The organism is Nocardioides sp., assembly GCF_025964975.1.
In the GTDB taxonomy this organism is placed as follows: Bacteria; Actinomycetota; Actinomycetes; order Propionibacteriales; family Nocardioidaceae; genus Nocardioides.
The window spans coordinates 1-23,327 of record NZ_JAOPXV010000229.1 but is presented as its reverse complement, the minus strand read 5'-3'; the positions used below and the strand labels follow the sequence as shown (position 1 = coordinate 23,327).

Sequence of the window (23,327 nt, the reverse complement as noted above, 5' to 3'; positions counted from 1 at the left end):
CGATCTCCGCCAGAGGGAAGCGATGGGTGATGACGTCGCTGGGCTTGAAGTGGCCGTTCTGGATGTGCTCAAGGAGCCGGGGCCACTGCCGCTTGACCGGGCACTGGTTCATCCGGAGGGTCAGGCCCTTGTTCACGGCGTCGCCGAACTTCACCGCACTGAAGATGGGTCCGTAGGCGCCGACCACCGACACCGTGCCGCCCTTGCGCACGCCGTCGATGGCCCAGTTGAGGGCCACGGGCGAGCCCCCCTGCAGCTTGAAGCGCGCGGAGGTGAGGTGCTGGGTCAGGTTGCCGTCGGCCTCGGCACCCACCGCGTCGATGACGACGTCGAAACCAAGATGGTCTGTCTGCTTCTTCATCTCGACCACCACGTCGTCGACCTCGGTGAAGTTCAGCACCTCGGCGTGCGCGAAGGTCCGGGCCTTGTCGAGCCGTTCGGGGAGCTGGTCGATCACGACGACGCGGCTGGCGCCCATGAACCACGCGCTCCGGGCCGCGAAGAGTCCCACGGGGCCCGCACCCAGCACGGCCACGGTGTCGCCCTCGCTGATGTCACCGATCTGTGCGCCGAAGTAGCCGGTGGGCAGGGCATCGGTCAGGAGGAGGGCGTCCTCGTCATCGAGCCAGTCCGGGATGATCGACGGGCCGACGTCTGCGAAGGGCACGCGCACGAACTCGGCCTGCCCGCCGTCGTACCCACCACACGTGTGGGAGTAGCCGTAGATGCCACCCACCGCGGTGGCGTTGGCGTTGACGTTGTGGCAGTTGGAGTAGAGGCCGCGCGCGCAGAAGTAGCAGGATCCGCAGAAGACGTTGAACGGGACCATGACGCGGTCCCCGACGGCGAGGTTGCGCACCGACGGGCCGACCTCGTCGACGACCCCGATGAACTCGTGGCCGAACGTGTGACCGACTCGGGTGTCGGGCATCATCCCGTGGTAGAGGTGCAGGTCGGAGCCGCAGATCGCGGCCAGCGTGACCCGGACGATGGCGTCGTTGGGATGCTCGATGCGCGGGCGGTCCTTCTCCTCCACGCGCACGCGGTAGGGGCCGCGGTAGACCATGGCTTGCACAGCTGCTCCTCCTCAGGTTGACGGCTTGCTCGGTGCTGGGTCCGACTCGGCCACGTGCGTGGTGGGGTTTTCTCCGCGTCGCATCAGACCGATGCGTTCGACCCTGGTGGCGGCTCGGCCCAGGGCCCTGCCGGTCAGGTGCATGGGACCCGCTGCGCGGGGTGCCCGGAGCGCTGCGACTTCGCAGAGGTCGCGGGCGTTGTCCAGCACACTGAGCGGGAGAGCGGCCAGCACGTTGCCCGGGGGTCGCCGGGAGACGACCGGGTGGGGGCGGGTGGGTGCTGTGCGGCGTACGACCTCCCAGGCCACACCGAGGCGCCGGAGCTCGGAGACCGTGAGCTCCCTCTGGAGTTCCGGGAGCAGCGAGTCCTCCTCGTCGCGCACGTCCTCCCGGAGCACCTTGATCAGCCGGTTGACCAGTCGGGGACGCTCGGACGGCGTCAGCTGTTCTTCATCGAGGCGCAGGACCAGCTCGTTGACCTCCTGGTGCTCCTGCTCGACCTGCCGGGTGAGCGCCTCCCCGTCCGGGACGACGCGGCGCATGACCGGCCAGAGCACGGATTCCTCGGCAAACGCGTGTGGGAAGACGAGCCGCCGGAGCTGGAGCAGCACCCGGTCCTGTTCCCGGCCGGTGGTGGTCTTGAGCTGCCCGATCAGGCGGTCAAGACGCACGTGGTCGCGCTTCTGGCGGACGAGCACGCTCAGCGGCCCGCCGAGTGCTGCGTGGCTCTGGTGGGCCAACGAGGTTCCGTGAGGGACGGCTCGGCCTGTGGGGCGATCTGTCATGCGGTCTGTGCCTCCGAGTTCGTGCGGTCACCGACACGGGTTCGTACCCAAGGTCCTGATGCTCATGCCCCGGGGGAGGTCACGCTCGGCTGGGCGGGTCTGGAGAGACTGGACCCAGTCGTGGTGCGGGGCGAAGGGACCGACGGCTTCCCGCAGCCGGTGCGACCCAGGTGGCGTCCTGCAGGTCCTCGGTGTGGGCGACAAGTCGCCCCGGGCGTTGACTTTCAACGCAGTGGGTACTCCGCCTCCACCACCGATGAGGAGATCCCATGAACGCCGAACAACCAGACCTCGCCGCCGCGATCGGCACCGACCCGCAGGTCGACGCCACCGGGGACGCGTCCGACAACGAGAGCTACCACGGCTACAGCGTCGACGACGAGACCCAGCCGCAGAGCACGGGCGACAGCCTCGTCGACAGCGACCGGGGACTGGCCGAACCACTCGACGAGGGCTACTCGCCACCGGAGAGCTGGTCGGCGGGGCAGGGCTTCGGCAACACCCCGCTCGAGGAGCAGCTGGGGGAGTCCCTGGACCAGCGCCTCGAGCAGGAGATCCCCGAGCCCGACCCGTACGAGCTGGCGGAGATCGAGGCGAGGCGCGGCGATCTGGACAAGTTCGTCAGCGAGGAGGAACCGGCGGACGAGGCGCAGCCGCGCGCCGAGGTCGGCGCGGTGCGCGCCGGTCGGTTGGTCGAGGCCGACGAGGGCGTCCGGACCGACACGGAGGGCGATCTCGTGGCCTGGGACGTGGGCATCGACGGGGCCGCCGCCGGAGCAGAGGAGGCAGCGGTGCACGTCGTCCACGACTTCGAGCTCGACTCCGGACTGGAGTCCGAACTGGACTCGGGGCTGGACTCGGGGCTGGACGCCGAGCTCGATCCGGAGCGGGGCAGCCTTCCCTGAGCACCGCCCGGACCTGCGTCAGCCCCGGGGCTGCGCCGGGTTGGTCGGGTCGCCCTGGGACGGCGGGTTGATCGGCGGACCCTCGGTCGCCGGCGTGACGGCGGACCCGCCGGGTCGCCGTTGGGCGACTTCGGGCGCGGGAGCGGCCGGGTCCCCGCCGGAGGGCGTGGCGTCGCCGCTCCGGAGCGAGTCCAGACGGTGCTCCAGCATTATCACCACCTGCATCCGGTCGGCGTGCTCGCGCTCGTACTCAAGCACCTGCTTCACGCTGTCGGCATCCAGGGAGCGAATGCGGGACTCGAGCGAGCCGGTCGTCAGGTTGTCGTAGTCGGGCAGGGGGAGCTCGTGGTGGGCCATGGGTCTCCTCGGGTCGGCAGTGTGTGCTGGGATCGGCGGTCGTTCAATGTCGGCGGATGAGGCGGCTGCAGCGGATCACCGGTTCGGATGCCGGCACCGCTGGTGGGGGCAGGGAGCTACTGGTCCTCGACCCCTACGCCCTCCTCCGCGGCGCCGTCGACGCGCGAAGGCTCTCCCCCCGGCGTCGAGGAGGGAGACGCCGGTCCGTTGTGCTCCTCCGGGGTGTCCGGGACGCCGGACATCTCCTCAGCGGCTCCCCGCCCGTCCTCCTGGTCTGTCATGGGTCCCTCTCTTCGTCGCTGGCACATCGAGTCGGTCCAGTACCCACACGGCGCCCGCGGCATCCCTGCGTCAGCTGCCCTCGTGGCCGAGGGCCCGCCGCGGGCCCGGCCTGAATCGCGGCACGGGAATGGCCGCCGGGTCATCGGGTACGGACGCGGCATGACGCCCACACGAACAGCACCCCTGTCAGCGCTGCGGCCCGCGGCGGAGCTCTACGGCGACGTCGTCACGACGTACGTCGACGTCAGTCGCAACAACGAGGACGGCACCCGCGAGGTCGAGCTGCGCGCGGAGAACCTGCGGCGGGAGCTGTTGGGCTCGAGCGCCGACGAGGCTCTCGTGGAGTCGGTGTCGGAGCGGATCCTCCGGCCCACCGGGCACGGCGGCGAGGCCTCGCGGGTCATCGTGGCCCACGGCGGCGAGGTGGTCACCGAGGCGCTGCTGGCCAGCGCCGTACCCTCCCGCCAGCACGTCGGTCCCATCGCGCACCTGCTCGAGCTCGCGCGGGCGACGGCCGACGACGTGCGCTATGCGCTCGTCAAGGTGGACCACACCGGTGCGGACATCACCATTGCTGGGACCTCGGGGCCTGACGAGAGGGAGATGGTCAGCGAGGGTGACCACGACGTGTTGCACAAGTTCAAGGGCGGTGGCTGGGCGCACCGGCGCTTTCAGATGCGGGTCGAGGACTCGATCGAGCGCAACGCCGAGAAGGTGGCCAATGATCTCGACCGGCTCGTCGCCCAGGAGCGCATCGACCTCGTCCTGGTCGCCGGCGAGCCCACGAGCTGCGCCAAGGTCCGGGACAGTGCCGGGCAGAAGCTCGCGGAGCGCCTCGAGGTCCTGGACCACGGCGGTCGGGCCGAAGGCGCCTCGGACGAGCGGTTGGAGGAGGAGGTTGCCGCGGCCCTGGAACGCTGCTGGTCGGCGCGCCTCATGAGCGTGCTCGAGCGTCTCGGAGGAGGGGCGAAGGCGGTCGGCGTCGCGGAGACGGTGGAGGCACTGCGCCGGGGCGAGGTGGAGACCCTGGTCCTGCTGCAGGGCGCGTTGGACGACCGAGAGGCGTACGTCGGTCCGGAGCCGCTGTTGCTCGGTCACACCCCCGACGAGCTGAAGGCCTTCGGCGTCGACGAGCCGGCGGTCACGCGCCTCGACGAGGCGATGGCACGGGCCGCGATCGGCCAGGATGCAGACCTGCTACCCCTCTATGCCCCGGTGGGGCTGCTTCCCGACGGAGTCGGCGCCGTGCTGCGCTTCGACACCCGACCCGACCCGACGTCCACGTGACCGCCCTGCGCGACGATCACCGGACCAGACAGGAAGGAGTGACGACACATGGCTGAGAGCCACGTGACCGACGACTTGTGGGAGGAGTTCCACACGGTCGTGAACATGACGTCCCGCGAGCTGGCCGACTGGCTGCGCACCCAGGCGACGGGCGAGGGAGGGGAGATGCTCAACCCGGACGCCACCCTGCCCGAGCTCGAGCTCGGTGAGCACGTGCTGGCGATCCTCGCCAAGCGGCGTACGGACCTCACGGCCGAGGACATCGACACCATGACGGTCGTGGTCGACCAGGTCCGCACCCTGCGAGGAGAGGAGCTGGAGCCCGATGCAGGGGACGACGACGTACGCCGCCTGCTGATGTCGTTCGGGCACGACCCCCTCAAACCGCCGGAGGCGTGACGCGCGCTCAGCGGCCGCGGTGAGTGGCGCCCTCGGCGACACCGATGAACACGATGGCGGCGATGACAGCGACGACGAAGCCGAGCACGTTCAGCTCCCAGATGCTGCCGGTCCCCAGGATGTTGGCGACCAGACCGCCGACGACCGAGCCCGCCAGCCCGAGGAGCAGCGTCATCAGGATCGAGAGGTTCTGCCTGCCCGGCTTGATGAGGCGTGCCAGCACGCCGATGATGAGCCCGGCGACGATGAATCCGATCATGAAAAGTCCTCCTGGACCTGTGTTCTCGAGGGCTGGGGCGAAGGGGTTGGGGCGAATGGGTTGGCCTGTAGGCCGGGTTCTGTCCGCCCGGCGAGCCGGGCGGGGCGATCATCCATCTAGGGGAGCCGTTGCCGACTCCCTCAAGCGATCTACCCGTGTGCTCGGGCGGGCCGCCCTCGGACGCACACTGTCTGATCTTGCTCCTGGTGGGGTTTACCGAGCCGCTCCGGTCACCCGGAGCGCTGGTGGTCTCTTACACCACCGTTTCACCCTGACCTCCCGGCAAGCCGGGAGGCGGTCTGTTTTCTGTGGCACTGTCCCGCGGGTTGCCCCGGGTGGCTGTTAGCCACCACCGTGCCCTGTGGAGCCCGGACCTTCCTCGACCCGCCGCACGTCGCCGTACGGCGAGGCGCGATCGCCCAGCCAACCCATTCGCTCGCATGAGTCTAGGGGTGGGTCAGGACTTCGGCACCGGTCGGTGTCACCAGCAGGGTGTGCTCGAACTGCGCGCTGCGCTTGAGGTCGCGCGTCACGACCGTCCAGTCGTCGTTCCACATCGTCCACTCGTGCGTGCCGAGGTTGAGCATCGGCTCGATCGTGAAGGTCATCCCGACCTGGATCTCCTCGGCGTGGAGGTCGGAGTCGAAGTGCGGGATGACGAGTCCGGAGTGGAAGCTGGTGCCGATCCCGTGACCGGTGAACTCGCGGACGACGCCGTACCCGAAACGGGCGGCGTAGGCCTCGATGACGCGACCGATGATGTTGACCCGGCGGCCGGGCTTGACCGCCTTGATGGCGCGGTCGAGGCACTCCTTGGTGCGCTCCACCAGCAGCCGTGACTCCTCGTCGACGTCGCCGGCCAGGAACGTCGCGTTGGTGTCGCCGTGGACGCCGTCGAGGTAGGCGGTGATGTCGATGTTGACGATGTCGCCGTCCTCGACGACCCGGCTGTCAGGGATGCCGTGGCAAATGACCTCGTTGACGCTGGAGCACAACGACTTGGGGAAGCCTCGGTAGCCGAGCGTCGAGGGATAGGCGCCGTGGTCGCACAGGAACTCGTGCCCGATGCGGTCGAGCTCGTCGGTCGTGATACCCGGCGTGACGTGCGACCCCACGAGGTCGCGTGCCTGGGCAGCCAGCCTGCCGGCCACCCGCATCTTGGCGATGGTCTCGGCGTCCTTGACCTCCGAACCCGTGAAGGGCGTAGGCGCGGCCCGGTCGACGTATTCGGGTCGGGCGATCTTGGCCGGCACGGCGCGGCGGGGGGAGATGACGGCGGGGGCTACTGGACTCACGTCGGCGAGTGTAGTTTCTCGGTTCATGAGCGAGAGCGAGCACTGGTTCTGCCTGACCCACCACACCGTCGAAGGCGCAGACGGCTGTCGCAGCAAGGACCGCCTGGGTCCGTACCCCTCTGCGGAGGAGGCCTCCCGCGCTCTGGAGAAGGTCGCCGAGCGCAACGAACAGTGGGACAACGACCCCAACTGGAACGACGAGGGTCCGGGGTCCGGCGACGGGCCTGGTGACGGCCTCGTCGACGGAACCCCGGACCACTGACGCCGGTTACTTCTTGTTCTTCTTGCCCTTCTTGTTCTTCTTCGAACCCTTGCCCACGGCCTTGCCGGCGACCTTGCCGGCAGTGTCCGCGACGGTCATGCCCACGTTGGCGGCCTCGGTGATCGCCTTGAGGACCTCCTCGGCGACGCGGCCGGCGAAGTCCCGTGCCACGCGCTCCGCCGCGTCCTGAGCGATCTTCTGGACGGCGACGGCCGAGTCGACCACCTGGGCTCCTGCGGCCGTTGCGAGTCCGACAGGGGTACGCCGCGAGGAGACGACCGCCGGAGGAGTGGCTGCCGCTGCGACCTGCCGAGCCGTCACGTCCACCAGGGTGGGGGTCTGGCTCGTCTTCGCGGTGCTGGTCTTCTTCGCGGGGGAGCTCTTCTTGGCGGTGCTGGTCTTCTTGGCGGTGCTGGTCTTCTTGGTGGCCGCGGACTTCGTGGCGCTGCTGGCCTTCTTCGCGGTGCTGGTCGCCTTCTTGGCCGTGCTGCTGGCGCTGCTCGTGCTGGTCTTCTTGGCCGGGGTCTTCTTGGCGGCCGACTTCTTGGCGGTGCTGGTCTTCTTGGCGGTGCTGGACGAGGAGGAGGACTTCTTCGCGGGTGAGGTCTTCGTCGTGGTGCTGCTGGACGAGGAGGAGGACCTCTTCGCGGGTGACGTCTTCGTCGCGGTGCTGCTGGACGACGACTTCTTGGCGGCGCTGCTGCTGGAGCTGGTCTTCTTCGCCGAGGACTTCTTGGCGGTGCTGCTGGAGGTGCTCGAGGTGCTGGTCTTCTTCGCGGGCGACTTCTTGACCGTCGACGTCTTCTTCGCGGTGTTGCTCAAGGTGCTCGAGCTGGTCTTCTTGGCGGGCGACGACTTCGTGGCGGTCCCGTTGCTCGTGCTGGTCGTCTTGGCCGCAGGAGCCTTCTTCGCTGCGGTGGAGCTCGTGGACGACGACGTGGTCGACGTCGATGCCGATGACGGCGCCGAGCTTCCCGGGTTGCTCGCGGACGGCGTGCTCACGGGGGTGCTCGATGACGACGTGCTGCTCGCCGGGGAGCTCGACGAGGACGTCGTGCTCGTCGGGGTGCTGGACGTCGAGCTCGTGCTCGTCGGGGTGGTCGGGGTCTCACTCATGGATGAACTCTCCTAGGCACAAAGGTGGCTGAGCCTCTGATCCTGCCCGTGCTGACCGGCGCTGTCACTCGTGTACGGTGCGCCGCGTGTCACAGCAGCAGCCCGTAGGGCGTCGAGAAGACGCGTCCCCGTGGGCTTTCGCGGGCATGATCGGCCTTGCCGCGGCCTTCTTCCTGTTCGCGGCGACCCCCACCGTCGTCGACTGCCCGTGGTGGGTCGTAGTGCTACTGATCCTCTTCTGGCTCGTCGCGCTGGTGCAGGGTTGCCGGTGGTTCACCCGCCGTCCCGTCGCCGTACTGGTCCTCGCTGTCTCACTCGCGCTCGGGTGGTTCGCGGTCGTGATGGCCGGTGCCCGCTGGCTCGACTGGGTGTGACTAGCGCGGGGAGACTCGGAGGATCCGGTCGTCCACGCCGTTGCTCGTGGTCACCAGCAGGTCGCCGTTGCCCAGCGAGGTCACCGAGCGCAGCCGCCCGTAGCGGCGCATCACGGCCGGCGTGCTGACGTCGATCTGCCGGAGTGCCTCGTCGAACCTGATGAAGATCATCCGCTCCCCACCCAGGGCGGCGACGGCCAGCGCGGACGCGTACTCACCCCAGGACGAACCAGACGTCCAGGCCGCACCCGACGTGGCGATGGTCGGGGTGCCCGAGCTCCAGATCGCCTCGGTCTGCTGGCCAGGCAGGCTCTGGTCGGTCATCGGGACGCTCTCGTCATATCCCGGCCCGGGGTTCCACCCGAAGTCCGCCCCCGGCGCCAGCGCGTTGACCTCGTCGTCGCGATAGGACCCGTGCTCGACACTCACCACGGCACCGTCACCCGGACGCTGGGCCAGCCCCTGCACGTTGCGGTGGCCGTAGGTGAAGACGAGTCGCTGGCGTGGGGTGCTCGCGTCGGCGTACGGGTTGTCCGACATCGCCGCGCCGGTGAGGCGGTGCACTCGCAGCACCTTGCCGCCCAGCGACGTGAGGTTGCGCGGGTTGGCCGGGTCGGCGGCGTCGCCGGTCCCGATGAAGAGGGCGTCGCTGCCGGAGTCGAGCAGCAGGCGGCAGCCTCCGTGGCGCCCGCTCGTGGTCGGGATGCCGGTCAGCACGTGGTTCACGAGCCGGGCGCGCCGGGCACTCCTGCTGAGCTTCCACAGGGAGACCCGGACGTCGTGCGCGCCCCCTGACTGCCAGCCCTGGCAGGTCCAGAAGTGGCGGGTCTGCTTGAACCGCGGATCGATCGCGAGCGACATCAGACCCGTCTCGCCGGAGACCCACACGCGGGAGCGGGGGAAGCGCACCGTACGCCGCGTGCCATCGCGCACGACGCTGAGCCGCGCCCTGTCCCGCTCGGTGACCAACAGCGCGCCACCTCCGATCGGCTTGGCGTCCCAAGGGTTCTGCAGGCCCGCGACGACCGTGCGCACCTTCAGCCGCGGGGCGGCGGCGCGAGCGTCGGCTGCAGCCTGGCTCGATCTCGTCGTGCCGGCCGACAAATCGGCATACGTCGGAGGGCTGATGGCGGTGAACGCCCCGAGGGCGAGAAGTCCGGAGAGCGCGAGCGCCGTCGCGCGGGAAGGAGGAGTCATGCTGGCGACGCTACCGTCGCCGCGAGCGTGCTGACGAGGCCCAGCCGGTCCTAGAAGGTGTGCTCCGGGCCGGGGAACGAACCGGACCGCACGTCGTCAGCGAAGGCCTGGGCGCCCTCCAGGAGCACCGAGTGGACGTCGGCGTACTGCTTGACGAACTTGGCCATCCGACCCGTGCGCAGTCCGAAGGCGTCCTGCCAGACGAGGACCTGGCCGTCGCAGCCGTTGCCCGCGCCGATCCCGATCGTGGGGATGGTGAGCTCCTTGGAGATCCGCTCGGCCACGTCGCCGGGCACCATCTCCATCACCACGGCGAAAGCCCCGGCCTCCTGCACGGCACGAGCGTCGGCGATGATGCGGTCGCTCGACTCGCCCCGGCCCTGGACGCGGTAGCCACCGAGCGTGTGCTCCGACTGGGGGGTGAAGCCGATGTGGGCCATCACCGGGATGCCACCCCTGGTGCACTTCTCGATCACGCTCGCCATCTCGGCGCCGCCCTCGAGCTTGACGCAGTGGGCGCCGGCCTCCTTCATGAACCGCACGGCCGTGAGGTAGCCCTGTTCCGGGGAGGCCTGATAGCTGCCGAAGGGGAGGTCACCGACGACCATGGCGCGGGTGACGCTGCGGGCCACCGCCCGGGTGAGGGGGAGGAGCTCGTCGACGGTGACCGGCAGCGACGTCTCGTTGCCGTAGACGTTGTTGGAGGCCGAGTCGCCGACGAGCAGAAGCTCGATGCCTGCCTCGTCGAAGGTATGCGCGGTGTACATGTCGTACGCCGTCAGCATCGTGATCTTCTCGCCGCGTTCCTTCATCTCCCGCAGGTGGTGGGTGCGGATCTTCTTGATCGGCACCGCCGACCCTGCCTGCGCCGCAGGGTTGCTGCCGCCGCCGTACGGCGCGGTTTCCTCGCTCATGGTGCTCTCCTCACGACATCTCGCAGCTCCCGGCCGGAGTCCACGGACGTCCTCAGGCTAGACCCGGGCGCGCACCCGCGGCGGTGTGTGTCGCGTCACTCCGCACGGGCGAGGTAGTCCTGGGAAGAAGGACTCCGGGAACCGCGCTTTCACTTCAGCAGGTCCGTCATGCCCGCGTTCTCGGCGAAGTCGTCGGAGGACTTGAGGCGGTCATACGAGCTGAAGGTGACGCGCAGGGTGGAGATCGACTCCACGTCGGCGTCGAGTGCCCGCGTCACCTGCACGGCGATGTTGGCCTTGCGGCCGGTGATGTCGGCGATGACGTCGGGCCGGGTGATCTCCATGCCCTGTTCGATCAGCACGGCTTCGACCTTGTCGAGCACCTCGTCCGCGCTGCCGGCAGGTCTGCTGGTGCCCCCCTCAGCGGTGTACTCCCACTGCCCGGTGTTGCCGCCCTTCTCGAAGAAGCGTCCTTGGAAACCGGTCCACTCGCCCCCGACCTGGGCCTGCAGCTTCGGCAAGGTGTCGCGCACGAACGCGTCCATCTCGGTCTTGAACACTTCGGCGTCGTTGTCCGGGCGGCCAGCAGCGTTGGTCGATCCGTCGGGTGTGCACGCTGCCACGGAGGCCGCCAAGCCGACGGCCAGGGCCACGAACAGGATCCGAGTCATGCGGCCAAGCCTAGGACCAGTCGTCATGGCCACAGGCCCTTGAAGTCCTCGACTCGGTCGCCGACCCAGTCAGCGCTGTCGTTGTACACGGCCGTGGCCTCCTGCAGCGTCGTCGCGACCTCCTGCTCCACCTGGTGCGCCACCTCGTCCCGAGCCCACTCCAGCGCCATGTCGTTGGCGTCCTGGGTGCGCCCGCCGGTGAGCGTGGGCTCGTCGCCCTGGACGATCGAGGTGAGGTTCGACAGGGATTCGGGGTTCAGTTTGGGGTCGAAGTAGGACGTGTGGTTCGTGACGCCCTGGCCGAGGTCGTCGGCATGGAACTCGAGTCCGCCTGCGACGGGGAACACCTTGGCCCCGAAGCCAGCCTGGGCCGGGTCCTGGCCCATCCCGACATTCCCGTCACGGCCGAGCCAGGTCACGAAGTCGTTGTCGGCAGCACCGACGTAGACCTTGCCCTCCGGCATGCCCAGACCTCGTACGCTGTTGACGTCGTTGCCACCGGCGCCCGGGCTGCCGATCAGGGTGAGGGCATCGGCGTCAAGACCGTGGTCGTGAGCCGCGTGCGCAGCCGTCGTCGACCCGTAGCTGTGACCGATGACAGTCAGGTTGGACCTGGCGTCTCCGGTGTCAGGGTCGAGGGTGTCGGTGGCCCGCAGCCCGTCCACGAAATCGGCCAGCAGCCTCCCGCCGGCCTCAGCCTTCTGCTCATTGATGACGCTGCCCATGTCGAGCCCGTCGCCCGGCCAGTCCAGCGCGTTCTCCGGGTTCCAACTCGGGGCGTCATATCCCATCCACGCGATCGTCGCGGCTGACTCCTGGTTGGCGATGGAGTTCTTGTACAACTCGTAGGCGTCCGCGCCCTGGGTGGCGATGCTGGTGCCGTCGTTGGTGATGCCGGGGACTATGACGGCGGTGTTGGCGGCCGTGTCAGGATCGCCGTAGCTCACTGCGACGGCCCCGTCGCCCCCGAAGGCGCCGGGCTGGTAGACCAGCAGGTTGACGTCCACAGGGTCTGCCACCCCGTCACCGTCGCTGTCGACGAGAGGTTGGGTGTCAGGGATCCCCGTGGCTGTCTGAGCCGCTCTCGCCCGGTCGAGCAGTCGCTGCTCCTCCTTGCTCAGCTCCTCACCAGCGTCCTGCTTGGCGGTGAGACGGTCGAGGTCACGATCGAGCGAGGTGCGGTTGGCCTCGTCACGGTCGCCAGTCGGGATGCCGTTGGTGTTGCCGATGAGGTCGGGGTCGCTGATCTTCAGCGCTTCCCGCTCGGCTGGCGACAGGGACGTCCACCAGTCGTGGATGGCTCCCGGGTCGCCGCCCAGGGTGGTGAGCTCGGCCCGCAGGGCGGTGATGTCGGTGGTGTCGCGGTCGGCGGCGGCCTGGCCCTCGGTGGTGCTGTCCACGGCCTGGAAGGCAGCGACGAGGAGGTCTTCGGCAGTTGTGACGTCCTCCCAGAACTTGGTGATGTTGTCGTTCAGATGGTCCACCTGCCACTGGAGTGCCTGCGCCTCTCCCTGCAGCGTGGCGATGTCGTCCGCGGTGGACTGGTTGATGCGGTTGACCAGGTCGTCGATCTGACCGTTGCGCTTGAGCCGATCGTCGACGAGGCCGTCGCGAACGGCCGCGAGGGTGACGACCCTGTCGACGTATTTGTCGCACGCGGTCGTGACGCGGGTGAACGCGGCCCTGGCGGCGTTGGTGGCCTTGGCGACCTGGGTCATGGCGTGGTCAGCGGCCTGGGAGGCATCGCCTGTCCAGTCGGCCGGAGGACCGTGCGCCGTCATCCACTCCGAGACGTCCGACATGGCGGTGGCTGTGGATCGCAGCGCGGTGGTGACGTCGGCGGCCTCGGCGGTCGCGGTCATCTCGGGGATGGCTGGGACATGTGCCGGCACCAGGATGGTCGTCGTCACGGGACGCTCCCCGGAGAGACGTCGCGGTCGGCCCACACCATCAGCTGCTGGCTGCGCTCGACGACATCGGTGTCGGCCTGCTCGTAGAGCAGTGCCGCCTCGCGCAAGGCGTCGCCGTGGTCACGGGCGGTGGTCTGGAGCCGGTTGATCTCGCTCGCCCACGTGTCGATGAAGCCCTGGGCGGCCCCTGCCACCCGGTCGCCGAGAAGGTCCACGTCGACCTCCATGAGGGACTTGTTGGCACCACGAATCGTCTCGCTGGTGTCCTCCCAGGCCTGGGCGGAGGTGGTCAGTGCGCCGAGGTAGACGTAGAGACTCATGCGTCGGCCATCAGCTCGTCGTAGACGGGGACTGGGATGTAGAGGGGGTCGCTGGTGAGGTTGACCGTGACGACCTCGCCGTCGGCGCTGGCAATCAGCTCGAACGGACCGGCGATGCCCCGGACGCGCGGGCTGCCGTCGGCCGCGGGCCGGGGCTCCCAACCCAGGCGGGCCAGCAGGTTGCCCAGCGTCCGGAGCACGGGGACGGCGCCCTCCGGGCCCAGGTCGGTGTAGCTGGCCGCGGTCACCCAGCGGCGTACCTCGGGGTGGCTCTGGCTCCACCAGTAGTCGACCCGGGTGGACGGCTCGAGCCCGACCTCGGTGCTCAGGGTCGAGAGCACCGTGTCGGCGTGGTGCTGGACCGCGCGACACTGTGCTGGGGTCGCGCTGGGCCGATCCAGGATGGGCTCGACCGGGGGGAGGAGCACGATGTTCACGTCCGGGTGCCGCTCTCGCAGGACCCGCATCATCGGATCCGCTGCGACTACGTCTTCGGGGTCCATGACAGGAGAGTGACCCGATGCCGGCGAGCGAAACCTCCCGACGGGCCATTGAGGAGAACTCGCCATGCCGCCCCGCCCTAGAGTGAGCACGTGGACTTCTACTCGGCCTACGCCCACGGCTTCGCGCGGGTCGCCGCCATCACCTTGCCCGTCGCCATCGGCGACCCGGCGACCAACGCGCAGCGGATCATCGAGCAGGCCAGGGCGGCGTCCGAGGACTCGGTCGCCGTCGCGGTCTTCCCCGAGCTGGCGCTGAGCGGCTACTCGATCGAGGACCTCTTCCTCCAGGACCCGCTGCTCGAGGCGGTCAGGGTGGCGATCGGGGACATCGTCGAGGCAAGTGCGGACCTCCTCCCCGTCCTCGTCGTCGGCGGACCGCTGGTCAAGGGGTCCCGGGTCTTCAACTGCGCCGTCGTCATCCACCGCGGCGAGATCCTCGGGGTCGCGCCGAAGGCCCACCTGCCGAACTACCGGGAGTTCTACGAGCGTCGCTGGTTCGCGCCCGGCGACGACCAGCACGGTCAGTTCATCACCCTGGGCGGAGAAGAGGTGCCGTTCGGCCCCGACCTGATCTTCTCCGCCGCCGACATCGACGGACTCCGCCTCCACGTCGAGATCTGCGAAGACATGTGGGTGCCGATCCCACCCAGCGCCGAGGCCACGCTCGCGGGCGCCACGGTGCTGGCCAACCTGAGCGGCAGCCCGGTCACGGTCGCCCGGGCCGAGGAGCGGCGGCTGCTGGTCCGCAGCGCCAGCTCACGGTGCGCCGCGGCCTATCTCTACGCCGCCGCCGGCCAGGGGGAGTCGACCACGGACCTGTCCTGGGACGGCCAGACCATGGTCTACGAGTGCGGCGACCTCCTCGGCGAGGGCGAACGGTTCACCGCGGACGCGGTGCGGACCACCGTGGACGTCGACCTCGACCGGCTGCGGCAGGAGCGGCTGCGGATGGGCACCTTCGACGACAATCGTCGCGGCGCCGGCGGTGACGAGGAGTTCCGGGTCATCGAGTTCGCACTCGACCCGCCGGAGGGGGACATCGGCCTGATGAGGAAGGTCGACCGCTTCCCCTTCGTGCCCGACGACCCCGAGCGGCTCGCCCTCGACTGCTACGAGGCCTACAACATCCAGGTCTCCGGTCTGGAACGGCGACTGGAGGCCATCGGCCAGCCATTGGCAGTCATCGGCGTGAGCGGCGGCCTCGACTCGACCCACGCACTGATCGTGGCTGCCAAGGCGATGGACCGGCTCGGTCGGCCCCGCAGCGACATCCACGCCTTCACGATGCCCGGATTTGCCACCGGTGAGGCCACGAAGAGCTACGCCACCCGGCTCAGCCGGGCGTTGGGGGTCACCTTCGAGGAGATCGACATCAAGCCCGCCGCCGAGCAGATGCTCAAGGACCTCGCCCACCCGTACGCCGGCGGGGAGAAGGTCTACGACGTCACCTTCGAGAACGTCCAGGCAGGCTTGCGCTACGACTACCTCTTCCGCCTGGCCAACCACCGCGGCGGCATCGTCGTCGGCACCGGTGACCTGTCCGAGCTGGCCCTGGGCTGGTGCACGTACGGCGTCGGCGACCAGATGTCGCACTACTCGGTCAACGCCGGCGTGCCCAAGACCCTGGTGCAGCACCTGATCCGCTGGGTGATCTCGAGCGGCGACTTCGGTGACGAGACCAACGACGTGCTCGAGGAGATCCTGGAGCAGGAGATCACCCCTGAGCTGATCCCGGTCGAGGAGGGCAAGAAGCCGCAGGCGACCCAGGACACGGTGGGGCCCTACAACCTCCAGGACTTCTCGCTCTACCACGTGGTTCGCCTGGGTTATCGGCCTCGCAAGATCGCCTTCCTCGCATGGCACGCCTGGCGCGACGTGGAGCACGGGGAGTGGCCGCCCGGCTTCCCGGAGGACGCTCACGTGGCGTACGACCTGGGCGAGGTGAAGACGTGGCTGGGGCTGTTCCTGAGGCGCTTCTTCGCCAACCAGTTCAAGCGCAGCGCCCTCCCCAACGGCCCCAAGGTGAGCGCCGGCGGGACCATGAGTCCGCGTGGGGACTGGCGGATGCCGAGCGACGCCAAGGCCACCGCGTGGCTCGCAGATCTCGCTGATGTTCCCGACAACTAACCGAGCGCCCAGGTCGTCGTACTCTCTGAACACCCCCATGACGCCGGAAGGTTCGACCGTGCTCCGTCCCCTCATCTCCGCACTCGTCACCGCAGTGCTCGCGGGCCTTCTCGGCCTCCTGCTCTGCGTCGGTGCCGCCACGACGGGCCACGCCGTGCCGCGCGACGCCGCGGTCGAGCTGGAGACTGACATCACCCTCCTCGTGCCCAGCTGCGAGGACTGCGTCATCACGTTGTTCTCCTATGACGGCCTGACCCCCATCTACTCCTCCGCTCCGAAGCTCGTGGAGGACGGACAGGTCACGATCACCCTGCCCTCGGCTCGCACCGCCGGCATGAGCGTGCAGGTGGACCCCCCGTGGGCCGACTCCAGGTCCGACACCTACGTCGTGTGGCGCTACGCCGGCGCCGACATCGGTGACGGCGTCACGTTGGCACAGGCGCGGACGAAGAGCCGCGCCAGCGGTTGCTGGGCCGGCACCGTCAACGAGGACGTCACGTTGAAGATCAAGGTGCGACGCGTGGAACGCCACGGCAAGACGGTGGCCATGGCGTGGGCCCCGGTGACCGAGAGCTTCGTGCGGCCCATGGAGCGCGTCCGCAGCGGTGTCCTGGTCAGCGGCGACGTGCTGGCCTGCGATCTGAGCTGAGCGCGCCGAGACTCCTCGTCCGGGTGGCGCTCCTGTGCGCCATGATGTGCGCATGGGCAAGCAGGAAGACTTCGTACTCCGCGCACTCGAAGAGCGAGACGTCCGCTTCGTTCGACTGTGGTTCACCGACGTCCTGGGCTTCTTGAAGTCGGTCTCGGTGGCACCGGCCGAGCTCGAGGGGGCGTTCGAGGAGGGCATCGGCTTCGACGGATCGGCGATCGAGGGCTTCGCCCGCGTCTACGAGTCCGACATGCTCGCCAAGCCGGACCCGACGACGTTCCAGATCCTGCCGTGGCGCTCCGGCGAGGGCCCGAGCACCGCCCGCATGTTCTGCGACATCACGATGCCCGACGGCAGCCCGTCCTACGCCGACCCGCGCCACGTCCTGAAGCGAACGCTGTCCGAGGCCGCTGACAAGGGGTTCACCTTCTACACGCACCCGGAGATCGAGTTCTACCTCTTCAAGGACTCACCGTCCGCGGGGAACGACCCGGTCCCGGTCGACCGCAGCGGCTACTTCGATCACACCGCGCAGTCCAGGGGCTCCGACTTCCGCCGCGAGGCGATCTCCATGCTCGAGGCGATGGGCATCTCGGTCGAGTTCAGCCACCACGAGGGTGGGCCGGGCCAGCAGGAGATCGACCTGCGCTACGCCGACGCCCTCTCGACGGCCGACAACATCATGACCTTCCGCACCGTCGTTCGAGAGGTCGCGCTCGGGCAGGGCATCTGGGCGTCCTTCATGCCCAAGCCCTTCACCACGCACCCCGGCTCAGGGATGCACACGCACGTCTCGCTCTTCGAGGGCGATCGCAACGCCTTCTACGAGGCGGGCTCGGAATACCAGCTCTCGAAGACGGGCCGCCAGTTCATCGCGGGCATCCTGCACCACGCAAGTGAGATCAGCTGCGTCACCAACCAGTGGGTCAACTCCTACAAGCGACTCATCGGCGGCGGCGAAGCCCCCTCCTACATCTGCTGGGGCCACAACAACCGCTCGGCGATGATCCGGGTGCCGATGTACAAGCCCAACAAGGGCCAGTCCACCCGGATCGAGCTCCGCACGATCGACGCTGCCTGCAATCCCTACCTCGCCTTCGCCGTGATCCTCGCGGCCGGTATGAAGGGCATCGAGCAGGGTCTCGAGCTGCCGCGCGAGGCCGAGGACGACGTCTGGTCGCTCACCGAGCGTGAGCGCAAGGCGCTCGGCATCCAGCCGCTCCCGAAGAGCCTCTACGACGCCATCGGCATCGCCGAGGACTCCGAGCTGCTGGCCGAGACCCTTGGCGAGCACGTCTACGACTACTTCCTGCGCAACAAGCGTGCGGAGTGGGAGGAGTACCGCGGGCAGGTCTCCGCCTTCGAGCGGGACCGGATGCTGCCGGTCATCTGACGTGAGTCCAACCAGCGGGTCTCTGGTCCGTCTCGGCTTCCTCGACGGCGAGGCTGCTCGTGCGGGCATTGCGGAGCTGGGGGAGGCCGGGCCGGCCCTCACGAGCAAGCTCGCCGCGTCCGCCGACCCCGACGCCGCGCTTGCCGGGCTGCTCCGTCTGGCCGAGGCGGTCGACGACCGCAGCGCGATGCTGGCGGTGCTGGCCGATGACGAGGGTACGGCGATGCGCCTGTGCTCGGTCCTGGGTGCGAGCGAGGCGCTCTCGACCCACCTCGCCAAACATCCTGCGCAGTGGCGCGAGCTGACCGATCCGACGCTGGGGACCACGCGGCCGGCTGCCTTCGCCGTCCGGGCGGCCCTGCTCGAGTGCGTGGGCGCGGATCCCCTGGCGGACCAACCGGTCGCCACCGTGCCGGACGTGGAGGCGGTGGACGCGCTCCGGGTGAACTACCGCCGGCTGCTGCTCCGCCTGGCCGCGCGCGACCTCGCCCACCACCTCGCCCTCGACGACGCGGCTGCCGAGATCGCCGACCTGGCGGCCGGCACCCTCGAGGCCGCGTTGGCCGTCGCCCGGGCGCGGGTGGGGGAGACGGCGTCCACGACGCGCTTGGCCGTCGTCGCCATGGGCAAGTGCGGTGGGCACGAGCTCAACTACGTCTCCGACGTCGACGTCATCTACGTCTTCGAGCCCGCCGACGACGCCGACGAGGGCGTCGCCCTGCGAGCCGCCACCCAGCTCGCTGCGCAGCTGATGCAGGTCTGCTCCGACCACACGGCTGAGGGCACCATCTGGCCGGTCGATGCCAACCTGCGGCCCGAGGGGGCGTCCGGTCCGCTGGTGCGGACGCTGGCCAGTCATCAGGGCTACTACGAGAAGTGGGCGAAGACGTGGGAGTTCCAGGCGCTGCTCAAGGCACGTCCGGTCGCGGGCGACCTCGAGCTGGGGCAGCGATACGTCGAGATGATCGCGCCGATGGTGTGGAGCGCCGCCGATCGCGAGGGCTTCGTCCACGACGTCCAGGCCATGCGACGGCGTGTCCTGGACCACATCCCCGCCCACGAGGCGGAGCGGCAGCTCAAGCTGGGATCCGGGGGACTTCGGGACGTCGAGTTCGCCGTACAGCTGCTGCAGCTCGTGCACGGCCGCGCCGACGAGTCCATCCGCTCCACCGCGACGCTGAGTGCGCTCGCCGAGCTCATCCAGGGGGGCTACGTCGGGCGTGACGACGGCGAGGCGCTCCACGAGGCCTATGCGTTCCTGCGCACGCTGGAGCACCGGATCCAGCTGCACCGCTTGCGGCGTACGCACGTGCTGCCCGAGGACGACGCGTCGCTGCGGCGGTTGGGACGCTCGCTGGGGTTCTTCTCCGAGCCGGTCGCCCAGCTCGACAAGCAGTGGAGGTACCACCGACGGGAGGTTCGTCGGCTCCACGAGAAGATCTTCTACCGGCCGCTGCTCGCAGCGGTGGCCAAGCTCGCCGGTGGCGACGCCCGGCTCTCGCTGGACTCCGCGGAGGCCAGGCTCCGCGCGCTGGGCTACGACGACCCGAAGGGGGCGCTGCGCCACCTCGAGGCACTGACCTCAGGGGTGTCGCGCACCACCGACATCCAACGGACCTTGCTACCGGCGATGTTGTCGTGGTTCGCGGACTCACCCGATCCTGACGCCGGGCTGTTCGGCTTCCGGCGGCTCAGCGAGAGCCTGGGCAGCACTCCGTGGTACCTCAAGACGTTGCGCGACGAGGGGGAGGTCGCCCAGCGGCTGGCGTTCCTGCTCGGCACCTCCCGCTACGCGACCGACCTGCTCGAGCGCGAGCCGCAGGGTGTCCGGATGCTCGGGGAAGACCTGCAGCCGCTCTCGGCGGAGGCCCTGACCGCCGAGATGCGGGCCGTCGCGTCACGTCAGGTCGATCCCGAGGACGCCGTGCGAGCCATCCGCGCCGTACGCCGACGTGAGCTGCTCCGCATCGCGTGCGGGGAGCTCGTGGGCGAGACCGACGTCGCCCTGGTCGGCCACGCCCTGTCGCGGCTCACCGACGCGACCCTGGAGGCGACCTTGGCGGTTGCGATGGAGTCCATGCGCACCGGCCGGGGTCTGGCCGCGCAGCCGGCGCGGATGGCGGTCGTGGCCATGGGCCGGTACGGCGGCTTCGAGCTGTCCTACGGCAGTGACGCCGACGTGATGTTCGTGTACGAGCCGGTCGACGGTGTAGAAGCGCAGGTGGCCGGGGGATACGCGCAAGCAGTGGTCGGTGAGCTGAGGCGGCTGTTGTCCTTGCCCGCGACCGACCCGCCGCTCGTCGTGGACGCCGATCTTCGGCCCGAGGGCAAGCAGGGCCCGGTGGTGCGCACGCTCGCCTCCTACGAGGCCTACTACGCCAAGTGGTCGCACGTGTGGGAGTTCCAGGCGCTGTTGCGGGCCGACGCAGTCGTGGGGGACGAAGGGCTCCGGGAGCGGTTCATGGCGCTCGTCGACCCGTTGCGCTTCCCCGCGGCGGGTATCAGCGAGAGCGACATCGTGGAGGTCCGCCGGATCAAGGCCCGCGTGGACGACGAGCGGCTGCCGCGCGGGGCGGACCCCCACACCCACCTGAAGCTGGGGCGTGGCGGCCTGGCCGATGTGGAGTGGACCGTGCAGCTGCTCCAGATGCGGCATGCCGGTGCGGTCCCCGCGCTCCGTACGACCCAGACGCTGGCGGCGCTGGAGGCAGCCGTGGACGCCGAGCTGATCCCGCGGCCTGACGCGGACGTCCTCGCCGCGGCGTGGCGCCTGGTGAGCCGGACGCGTAACGCGGTCACCCTGGTCCGCGGGAAGCCGTCGGACCAGGTGCCTCGGGACGCCGCGGAGCGGGCGGCCGTCGCCAGGGTGCTCGGGTATGCGGCGGGAGACTCCGATCGCATGGTCAACGACTATCTCCGCACCACTCGGCGCGCTCATGGCGTGGTGGAGAAGGTGTTCTGGGGCTGAAGCACTTCGCTTCACGTCGGGAAGGGTGAAGTGTTATCCTTCTTTTTTGTGAGGTGAAGCCATGTCATCAATTACTCTGCTCGGCGACCTGATCGGCTCGCGCGCCAGTGTCGACCGGCGTGCGCTCCACACCCGCTTCGAGCAGGCCCTCGAGGAGGTGAACACGGCGTTCTCGCCGCTGACACCGATGCGGATGCAGGTGGGAGACGAATACCAAGCCGTCTTCGCGACCCTGGGTGACGCCCTGTCTGCCTCGCTGTTGGTGAGGCTTGCGCTGCTGCCCGACCACGACATCCGCCACGGGATCGGCCGGGGAGCCGTCGAGGTCCTCGCCGAGGATCCACGGATCGAGGACGGCCCCGGCTGGTGGGCCGCCCGCAGAGCCATCGAGCGGGCCGCAGGCGCTGAGGGGGGACCAGCATCGCGGAGCCTGCGGACCGCCTATGTCGCGCACGACGCCGGCTCCGCGACCGACGAGGCGTCGGTCAACGCGGCGCTCCTGCTCCGCGACGAGCGGGTCACCAGCCTGTCGGAGCGCTCATTGTCGGTGCTGCGTGGTCTGCTCTCGGGACAGTCGCAGCGTGACCTCGCCGAGGTGCTGGGGATCAGTCCCTCAGCGGTCTCCCAGCGGGTGCGCGCCGACGGTCTCGGGGCACTGGTGGCAGCACACGAACTGATGGGAGGGCTGACATGAGCGAGGGCATCGTCAAGCTCAGGGTGGCCTGTGCTTCATGCGCGCCCGGAGCGAAGCGAGGACGGGCATGAGCTGGCTCGCGGTGCTGCTCATCGGCTTCGCCCTGGCCGACCTGGCGCACTCGGTGCGTCCGGTGCGGATCCTGCCTCAGTGCGTCGGCGCGATCGGAGCGATCCTTGTGGGGCTGATCGCCGGTCTCACCTCGGTGGGCGACATCGTGGCGCTGCTGCTCATCGCCGCCGCGGTGCTGGCGTGGGGACAGACCGTCACCAGCGGTTTCGCCGGCCGAATCCCTGCGTGGGTGCCGCTGCTCGTGTTCGCGGCGTCACTGGTGCTCGCCGTGCTGCTCGCGGGCCTGGCCCGCCCAGCGGGGGGCTCCCTCGGTGACTGGCTTGCGAGCACCCCCGTGCCCCTGCTGAGTGACCTGAGCGCCGATCGCGCCCTGCTGCTCGCCGCGGCCTTCGCCATCCAGCTCAGCACCGGCAACGTGCTCGTGCGACTCGTGCTTGCGGCCACGGGCACCGTCAATCCACTACGTCACGGACTCGTGGACGACCCGGAGACGCAGCTCAAGGGTGGCCGGTTGCTCGGTCCGATGGAGCGCCTCTTCATCCTGTCCCTGGGCCTCGGCGGGTACGTGACCGCTGCCAGCATCGTGGTGGCCGCGAAGGGACTCCTGCGCTTCCCGGAGTTGTCGGGCCGTCGCGACCAGGAACGGATCCACCTGCTGACCGAGTACTTCCTCGTCGGCAGCTTCGCCTCCTGGCTGGTGGCACTCTGCTCGCTGGTGCTGCTGCACGCCTAAGTCGCCTCCCCAGGCGCGCGGCATGGCCACACGACGTACCGCAGAAGGGGACGGCGACGTCCGTGCGGTGGCATGCCCGAAATGGGACGAACGGCGTGACCCGTGGGTCACGCCGTCCGATCGGTGGTGCGGTGGTTCTTGGTCAGCTCTTGTTGACGGCCGACTTGAAAGCAGCGCCGGCCTTGAAGGCGGGGGCGGTGCTCGCGGCGATCTCGAGGGACTCACCGGTCTGCGGGTTGCGTCCGGTGCGCGCGTTGCGCTGGCGCGCCTCGAACGTGCCGAAGCCGGGGAGGCTGACCTTCTCGCCGTTGGCGACGGCGCTCGTGATCGAGGTGATCACGGCCTCGATGGCCTTGTCAGCCTGGGCGTTGGTCAGCTCTGCGTGCTGCGCGACTGCGTCGCGGAGGTCGGTCTTGTTCATTGTGTTCTCCCTACAGTTCGTGGTTGTTACGCCCTCCAGCCAACACCACGGCCCGGACAATCGGGAAACTGCCCCCGTTCTGCGGCGTTTTGCCCCCCGCGTGGCGTCGTCGGCGGAGGGGCGGCGAAAGCGACCAGGCGACGTGTCCGGGGCGCGATAGGAGTCGCCGTGAACTGACCGTCGATTCTGCTCGGCCGCGCTGCGCTGGCCCAAGCCCTCGATGCTCACGATTCGGCCTAGGTTCGTCGGTGGAAGCGGTAGTCGCCGTGGGGGAGGCGGTGGGGTGAGGTAGCGGGTGTGGTGGGCTCGGTGGTGGTGGTGGGGTGCTGAGCAGTGCGGCGTTGGTGAGGTCGGTCTT

The 23,327-nt window shown here is 69.3% G+C and carries 26 protein-coding genes and 1 other RNA gene; 12 read left to right on the top strand and 15 right to left on the bottom strand.

Annotated elements, in window-relative coordinates; all coding sequences use genetic code 11:
- Positions 1 to 1,066 (bottom strand): zinc-dependent alcohol dehydrogenase (locus JWN68_RS18570; protein ID WP_297741743.1); only part of this gene is annotated, 1,066 nt, incomplete at its 3' end.
- Between the two features lie 21 nt (positions 1,067 to 1,087).
- A complete protein-coding gene (locus tag JWN68_RS18565) occupies positions 1,088 to 1,816 on the bottom strand; it encodes a hemerythrin domain-containing protein (RefSeq protein ID WP_297741739.1) in 729 nt (242 codons plus the stop codon).
- Positions 1,817 to 2,130: 314 nt separating this feature from the next.
- On the opposite strand from JWN68_RS18565, the gene JWN68_RS18560 reads away from it, so the two are divergent.
- Entirely contained in the window at positions 2,131 to 2,766 is a 636-nt protein-coding gene (locus JWN68_RS18560; RefSeq protein ID WP_297741737.1) for a DUF5709 domain-containing protein, read from the top strand.
- 18 nt (positions 2,767 to 2,784) lie between these two features.
- Here JWN68_RS18560 and JWN68_RS18555 read toward each other — a convergent pair whose 3' ends face one another.
- A complete protein-coding gene (locus JWN68_RS18555) occupies positions 2,785 to 3,123 on the bottom strand; it encodes a hypothetical protein (RefSeq protein ID WP_297741735.1) in 339 nt (112 codons plus the stop codon).
- 116 nt (positions 3,124 to 3,239) lie between these two features.
- Positions 3,240 to 3,404: a hypothetical protein gene (locus tag JWN68_RS18550; RefSeq protein ID WP_297741721.1), complete on the bottom strand. Its 165-nt coding sequence runs from the start codon at positions 3,402 to 3,404 to the stop codon at positions 3,240 to 3,242.
- A gap of 160 nt (positions 3,405 to 3,564) precedes the next feature.
- Between JWN68_RS18550 and JWN68_RS18545 the strand changes: the two genes are divergently transcribed.
- Together JWN68_RS18545 and JWN68_RS18540 are read left to right on the top strand one after the other, a co-directional pair.
- Positions 3,565 to 4,692: a Vms1/Ankzf1 family peptidyl-tRNA hydrolase gene (locus JWN68_RS18545; RefSeq protein ID WP_297741719.1), complete on the top strand. Its 1,128-nt coding sequence runs from the start codon at positions 3,565 to 3,567 to the stop codon at positions 4,690 to 4,692.
- Positions 4,693 to 4,740: 48 nt separating this feature from the next.
- Complete coding sequence (locus tag JWN68_RS18540) at positions 4,741 to 5,091, top strand: DUF3140 domain-containing protein (RefSeq protein WP_297741717.1); 351 nt, start codon at positions 4,741 to 4,743, stop codon at positions 5,089 to 5,091.
- Positions 5,092 to 5,098: 7 nt separating this feature from the next.
- On the opposite strand, the gene JWN68_RS18535 is transcribed toward JWN68_RS18540, so the two are convergent.
- From JWN68_RS18535 to map, 3 genes are all read right to left on the bottom strand, one after another.
- Positions 5,099 to 5,350, bottom strand: coding sequence for a hypothetical protein (locus tag JWN68_RS18535; RefSeq protein WP_297741715.1), 252 nt, complete (start codon positions 5,348 to 5,350; stop codon positions 5,099 to 5,101).
- A gap of 52 nt (positions 5,351 to 5,402) precedes the next feature.
- Positions 5,403 to 5,781, bottom strand: an RNA gene (rnpB, locus tag JWN68_RS18530) — RNase P RNA component class A.
- Positions 5,782 to 5,796: 15 nt separating this feature from the next.
- Positions 5,797 to 6,672: a type I methionyl aminopeptidase gene (map, locus tag JWN68_RS18525; RefSeq protein WP_366519838.1), complete on the bottom strand. Its 876-nt coding sequence runs from the start codon at positions 6,670 to 6,672 to the stop codon at positions 5,797 to 5,799.
- On the opposite strand from map, the gene JWN68_RS18520 reads away from it, so the two are divergent.
- Positions 6,671 to 6,907, top strand: coding sequence for a hypothetical protein (locus JWN68_RS18520; RefSeq protein WP_297741713.1), 237 nt, complete (start codon positions 6,671 to 6,673; stop codon positions 6,905 to 6,907). The two genes, map and JWN68_RS18520, sit on opposite strands and share 2 nt — an antisense overlap.
- A 6-nt stretch (positions 6,908 to 6,913) precedes the next feature.
- On the opposite strand, the gene JWN68_RS18515 is transcribed toward JWN68_RS18520, so the two are convergent.
- The gene (locus JWN68_RS18515) at positions 6,914 to 7,228 is read right to left on the bottom strand and encodes a hypothetical protein (protein ID WP_297741711.1); all 315 of its coding nucleotides are present in this window, start codon (positions 7,226 to 7,228) and stop codon (positions 6,914 to 6,916) included.
- A gap of 10 nt (positions 7,229 to 7,238) precedes the next feature.
- Here JWN68_RS18515 and JWN68_RS18510 point away from each other — a divergent pair, with 10 nt between their 5' ends.
- Positions 7,239 to 8,039, top strand: coding sequence for a hypothetical protein (locus JWN68_RS18510; RefSeq protein ID WP_297741709.1), 801 nt, complete (start codon positions 7,239 to 7,241; stop codon positions 8,037 to 8,039).
- 70 nt (positions 8,040 to 8,109) lie between these two features.
- Positions 8,110 to 8,397, top strand: a complete 288-nt coding sequence (locus JWN68_RS18505) for a hypothetical protein (RefSeq protein WP_297741707.1) — start codon at positions 8,110 to 8,112, stop codon at positions 8,395 to 8,397.
- Here the strand turns inward: JWN68_RS18505 and JWN68_RS18500 are convergent, their stop codons facing one another.
- The 6 genes from JWN68_RS18500 to JWN68_RS18475 all read right to left on the bottom strand — a co-directional run bounded on the left by JWN68_RS18500 (position 8,398) and on the right by JWN68_RS18475 (position 13,912).
- Positions 8,398 to 9,594 carry a PQQ-dependent sugar dehydrogenase gene (locus JWN68_RS18500; RefSeq protein ID WP_297741705.1) on the bottom strand — a complete coding sequence of 399 codons (1,197 nt, stop codon included), beginning with the start codon at positions 9,592 to 9,594 and terminating at the stop codon, positions 8,398 to 8,400.
- A gap of 50 nt (positions 9,595 to 9,644) precedes the next feature.
- Positions 9,645 to 10,508 (bottom strand): 3-methyl-2-oxobutanoate hydroxymethyltransferase, encoded by an 864-nt coding sequence (gene panB / locus JWN68_RS18495; RefSeq protein ID WP_297741703.1) that lies wholly within the window; start codon positions 10,506 to 10,508, stop codon positions 9,645 to 9,647.
- 149 nt (positions 10,509 to 10,657) lie between these two features.
- Positions 10,658 to 11,179 (bottom strand): hypothetical protein, encoded by a 522-nt coding sequence (locus JWN68_RS18490; protein ID WP_297741701.1) that lies wholly within the window; start codon positions 11,177 to 11,179, stop codon positions 10,658 to 10,660.
- 23 nt (positions 11,180 to 11,202) lie between these two features.
- Positions 11,203 to 13,089: an alpha/beta hydrolase gene (locus JWN68_RS18485; protein WP_297741699.1), complete on the bottom strand. Its 1,887-nt coding sequence runs from the start codon at positions 13,087 to 13,089 to the stop codon at positions 11,203 to 11,205.
- Entirely contained in the window at positions 13,086 to 13,409 is a 324-nt protein-coding gene (locus JWN68_RS18480) for a hypothetical protein (protein WP_297741697.1), read from the bottom strand. The genes JWN68_RS18485 and JWN68_RS18480 overlap by 4 nt, the downstream gene beginning before the upstream one ends.
- Positions 13,406 to 13,912 (bottom strand): hypothetical protein, encoded by a 507-nt coding sequence (locus JWN68_RS18475; RefSeq protein ID WP_297741695.1) that lies wholly within the window; start codon positions 13,910 to 13,912, stop codon positions 13,406 to 13,408. Before JWN68_RS18475 ends, JWN68_RS18480 begins: the two co-directional genes overlap by 4 nt.
- A 90-nt stretch (positions 13,913 to 14,002) precedes the next feature.
- Here JWN68_RS18475 and JWN68_RS18470 point away from each other — a divergent pair, with 90 nt between their 5' ends.
- The 6 genes from JWN68_RS18470 to JWN68_RS18445 all read left to right on the top strand — a co-directional run bounded on the left by JWN68_RS18470 (position 14,003) and on the right by JWN68_RS18445 (position 22,548).
- On the top strand, positions 14,003 to 16,039 hold the full coding sequence (locus tag JWN68_RS18470) for an NAD(+) synthase (RefSeq protein ID WP_297741693.1): 2,037 nt from the start codon (positions 14,003 to 14,005) through the stop codon (positions 16,037 to 16,039).
- Positions 16,040 to 16,097: 58 nt separating this feature from the next.
- The gene (locus JWN68_RS18465) at positions 16,098 to 16,688 is read left to right on the top strand and encodes a hypothetical protein (protein WP_297741690.1); all 591 of its coding nucleotides are present in this window, start codon (positions 16,098 to 16,100) and stop codon (positions 16,686 to 16,688) included.
- 52 nt (positions 16,689 to 16,740) lie between these two features.
- Complete coding sequence (gene glnA / locus JWN68_RS18460; protein WP_297741688.1) at positions 16,741 to 18,081, top strand: type I glutamate--ammonia ligase; 1,341 nt, start codon at positions 16,741 to 16,743, stop codon at positions 18,079 to 18,081.
- A gap of 1 nt (position 18,082) precedes the next feature.
- Positions 18,083 to 21,049: a bifunctional [glutamine synthetase] adenylyltransferase/[glutamine synthetase]-adenylyl-L-tyrosine phosphorylase gene (locus JWN68_RS18455; RefSeq protein ID WP_297741686.1), complete on the top strand. Its 2,967-nt coding sequence runs from the start codon at positions 18,083 to 18,085 to the stop codon at positions 21,047 to 21,049.
- A 61-nt stretch (positions 21,050 to 21,110) separates the two neighbouring features.
- Positions 21,111 to 21,743, top strand: coding sequence for a SatD family protein (locus JWN68_RS18450; RefSeq protein WP_297741684.1), 633 nt, complete (start codon positions 21,111 to 21,113; stop codon positions 21,741 to 21,743).
- Between the two features lie 67 nt (positions 21,744 to 21,810).
- Positions 21,811 to 22,548 carry a hypothetical protein gene (locus tag JWN68_RS18445; RefSeq protein WP_297741682.1) on the top strand — a complete coding sequence of 246 codons (738 nt, stop codon included), beginning with the start codon at positions 21,811 to 21,813 and terminating at the stop codon, positions 22,546 to 22,548.
- A 142-nt stretch (positions 22,549 to 22,690) separates the two neighbouring features.
- On the opposite strand, the gene JWN68_RS18440 is transcribed toward JWN68_RS18445, so the two are convergent.
- Positions 22,691 to 23,008 carry an HU family DNA-binding protein gene (locus JWN68_RS18440; RefSeq protein WP_297741741.1) on the bottom strand — a complete coding sequence of 106 codons (318 nt, stop codon included), beginning with the start codon at positions 23,006 to 23,008 and terminating at the stop codon, positions 22,691 to 22,693.
- Positions 23,009 to 23,327: the final 319 nt, after the last annotated feature.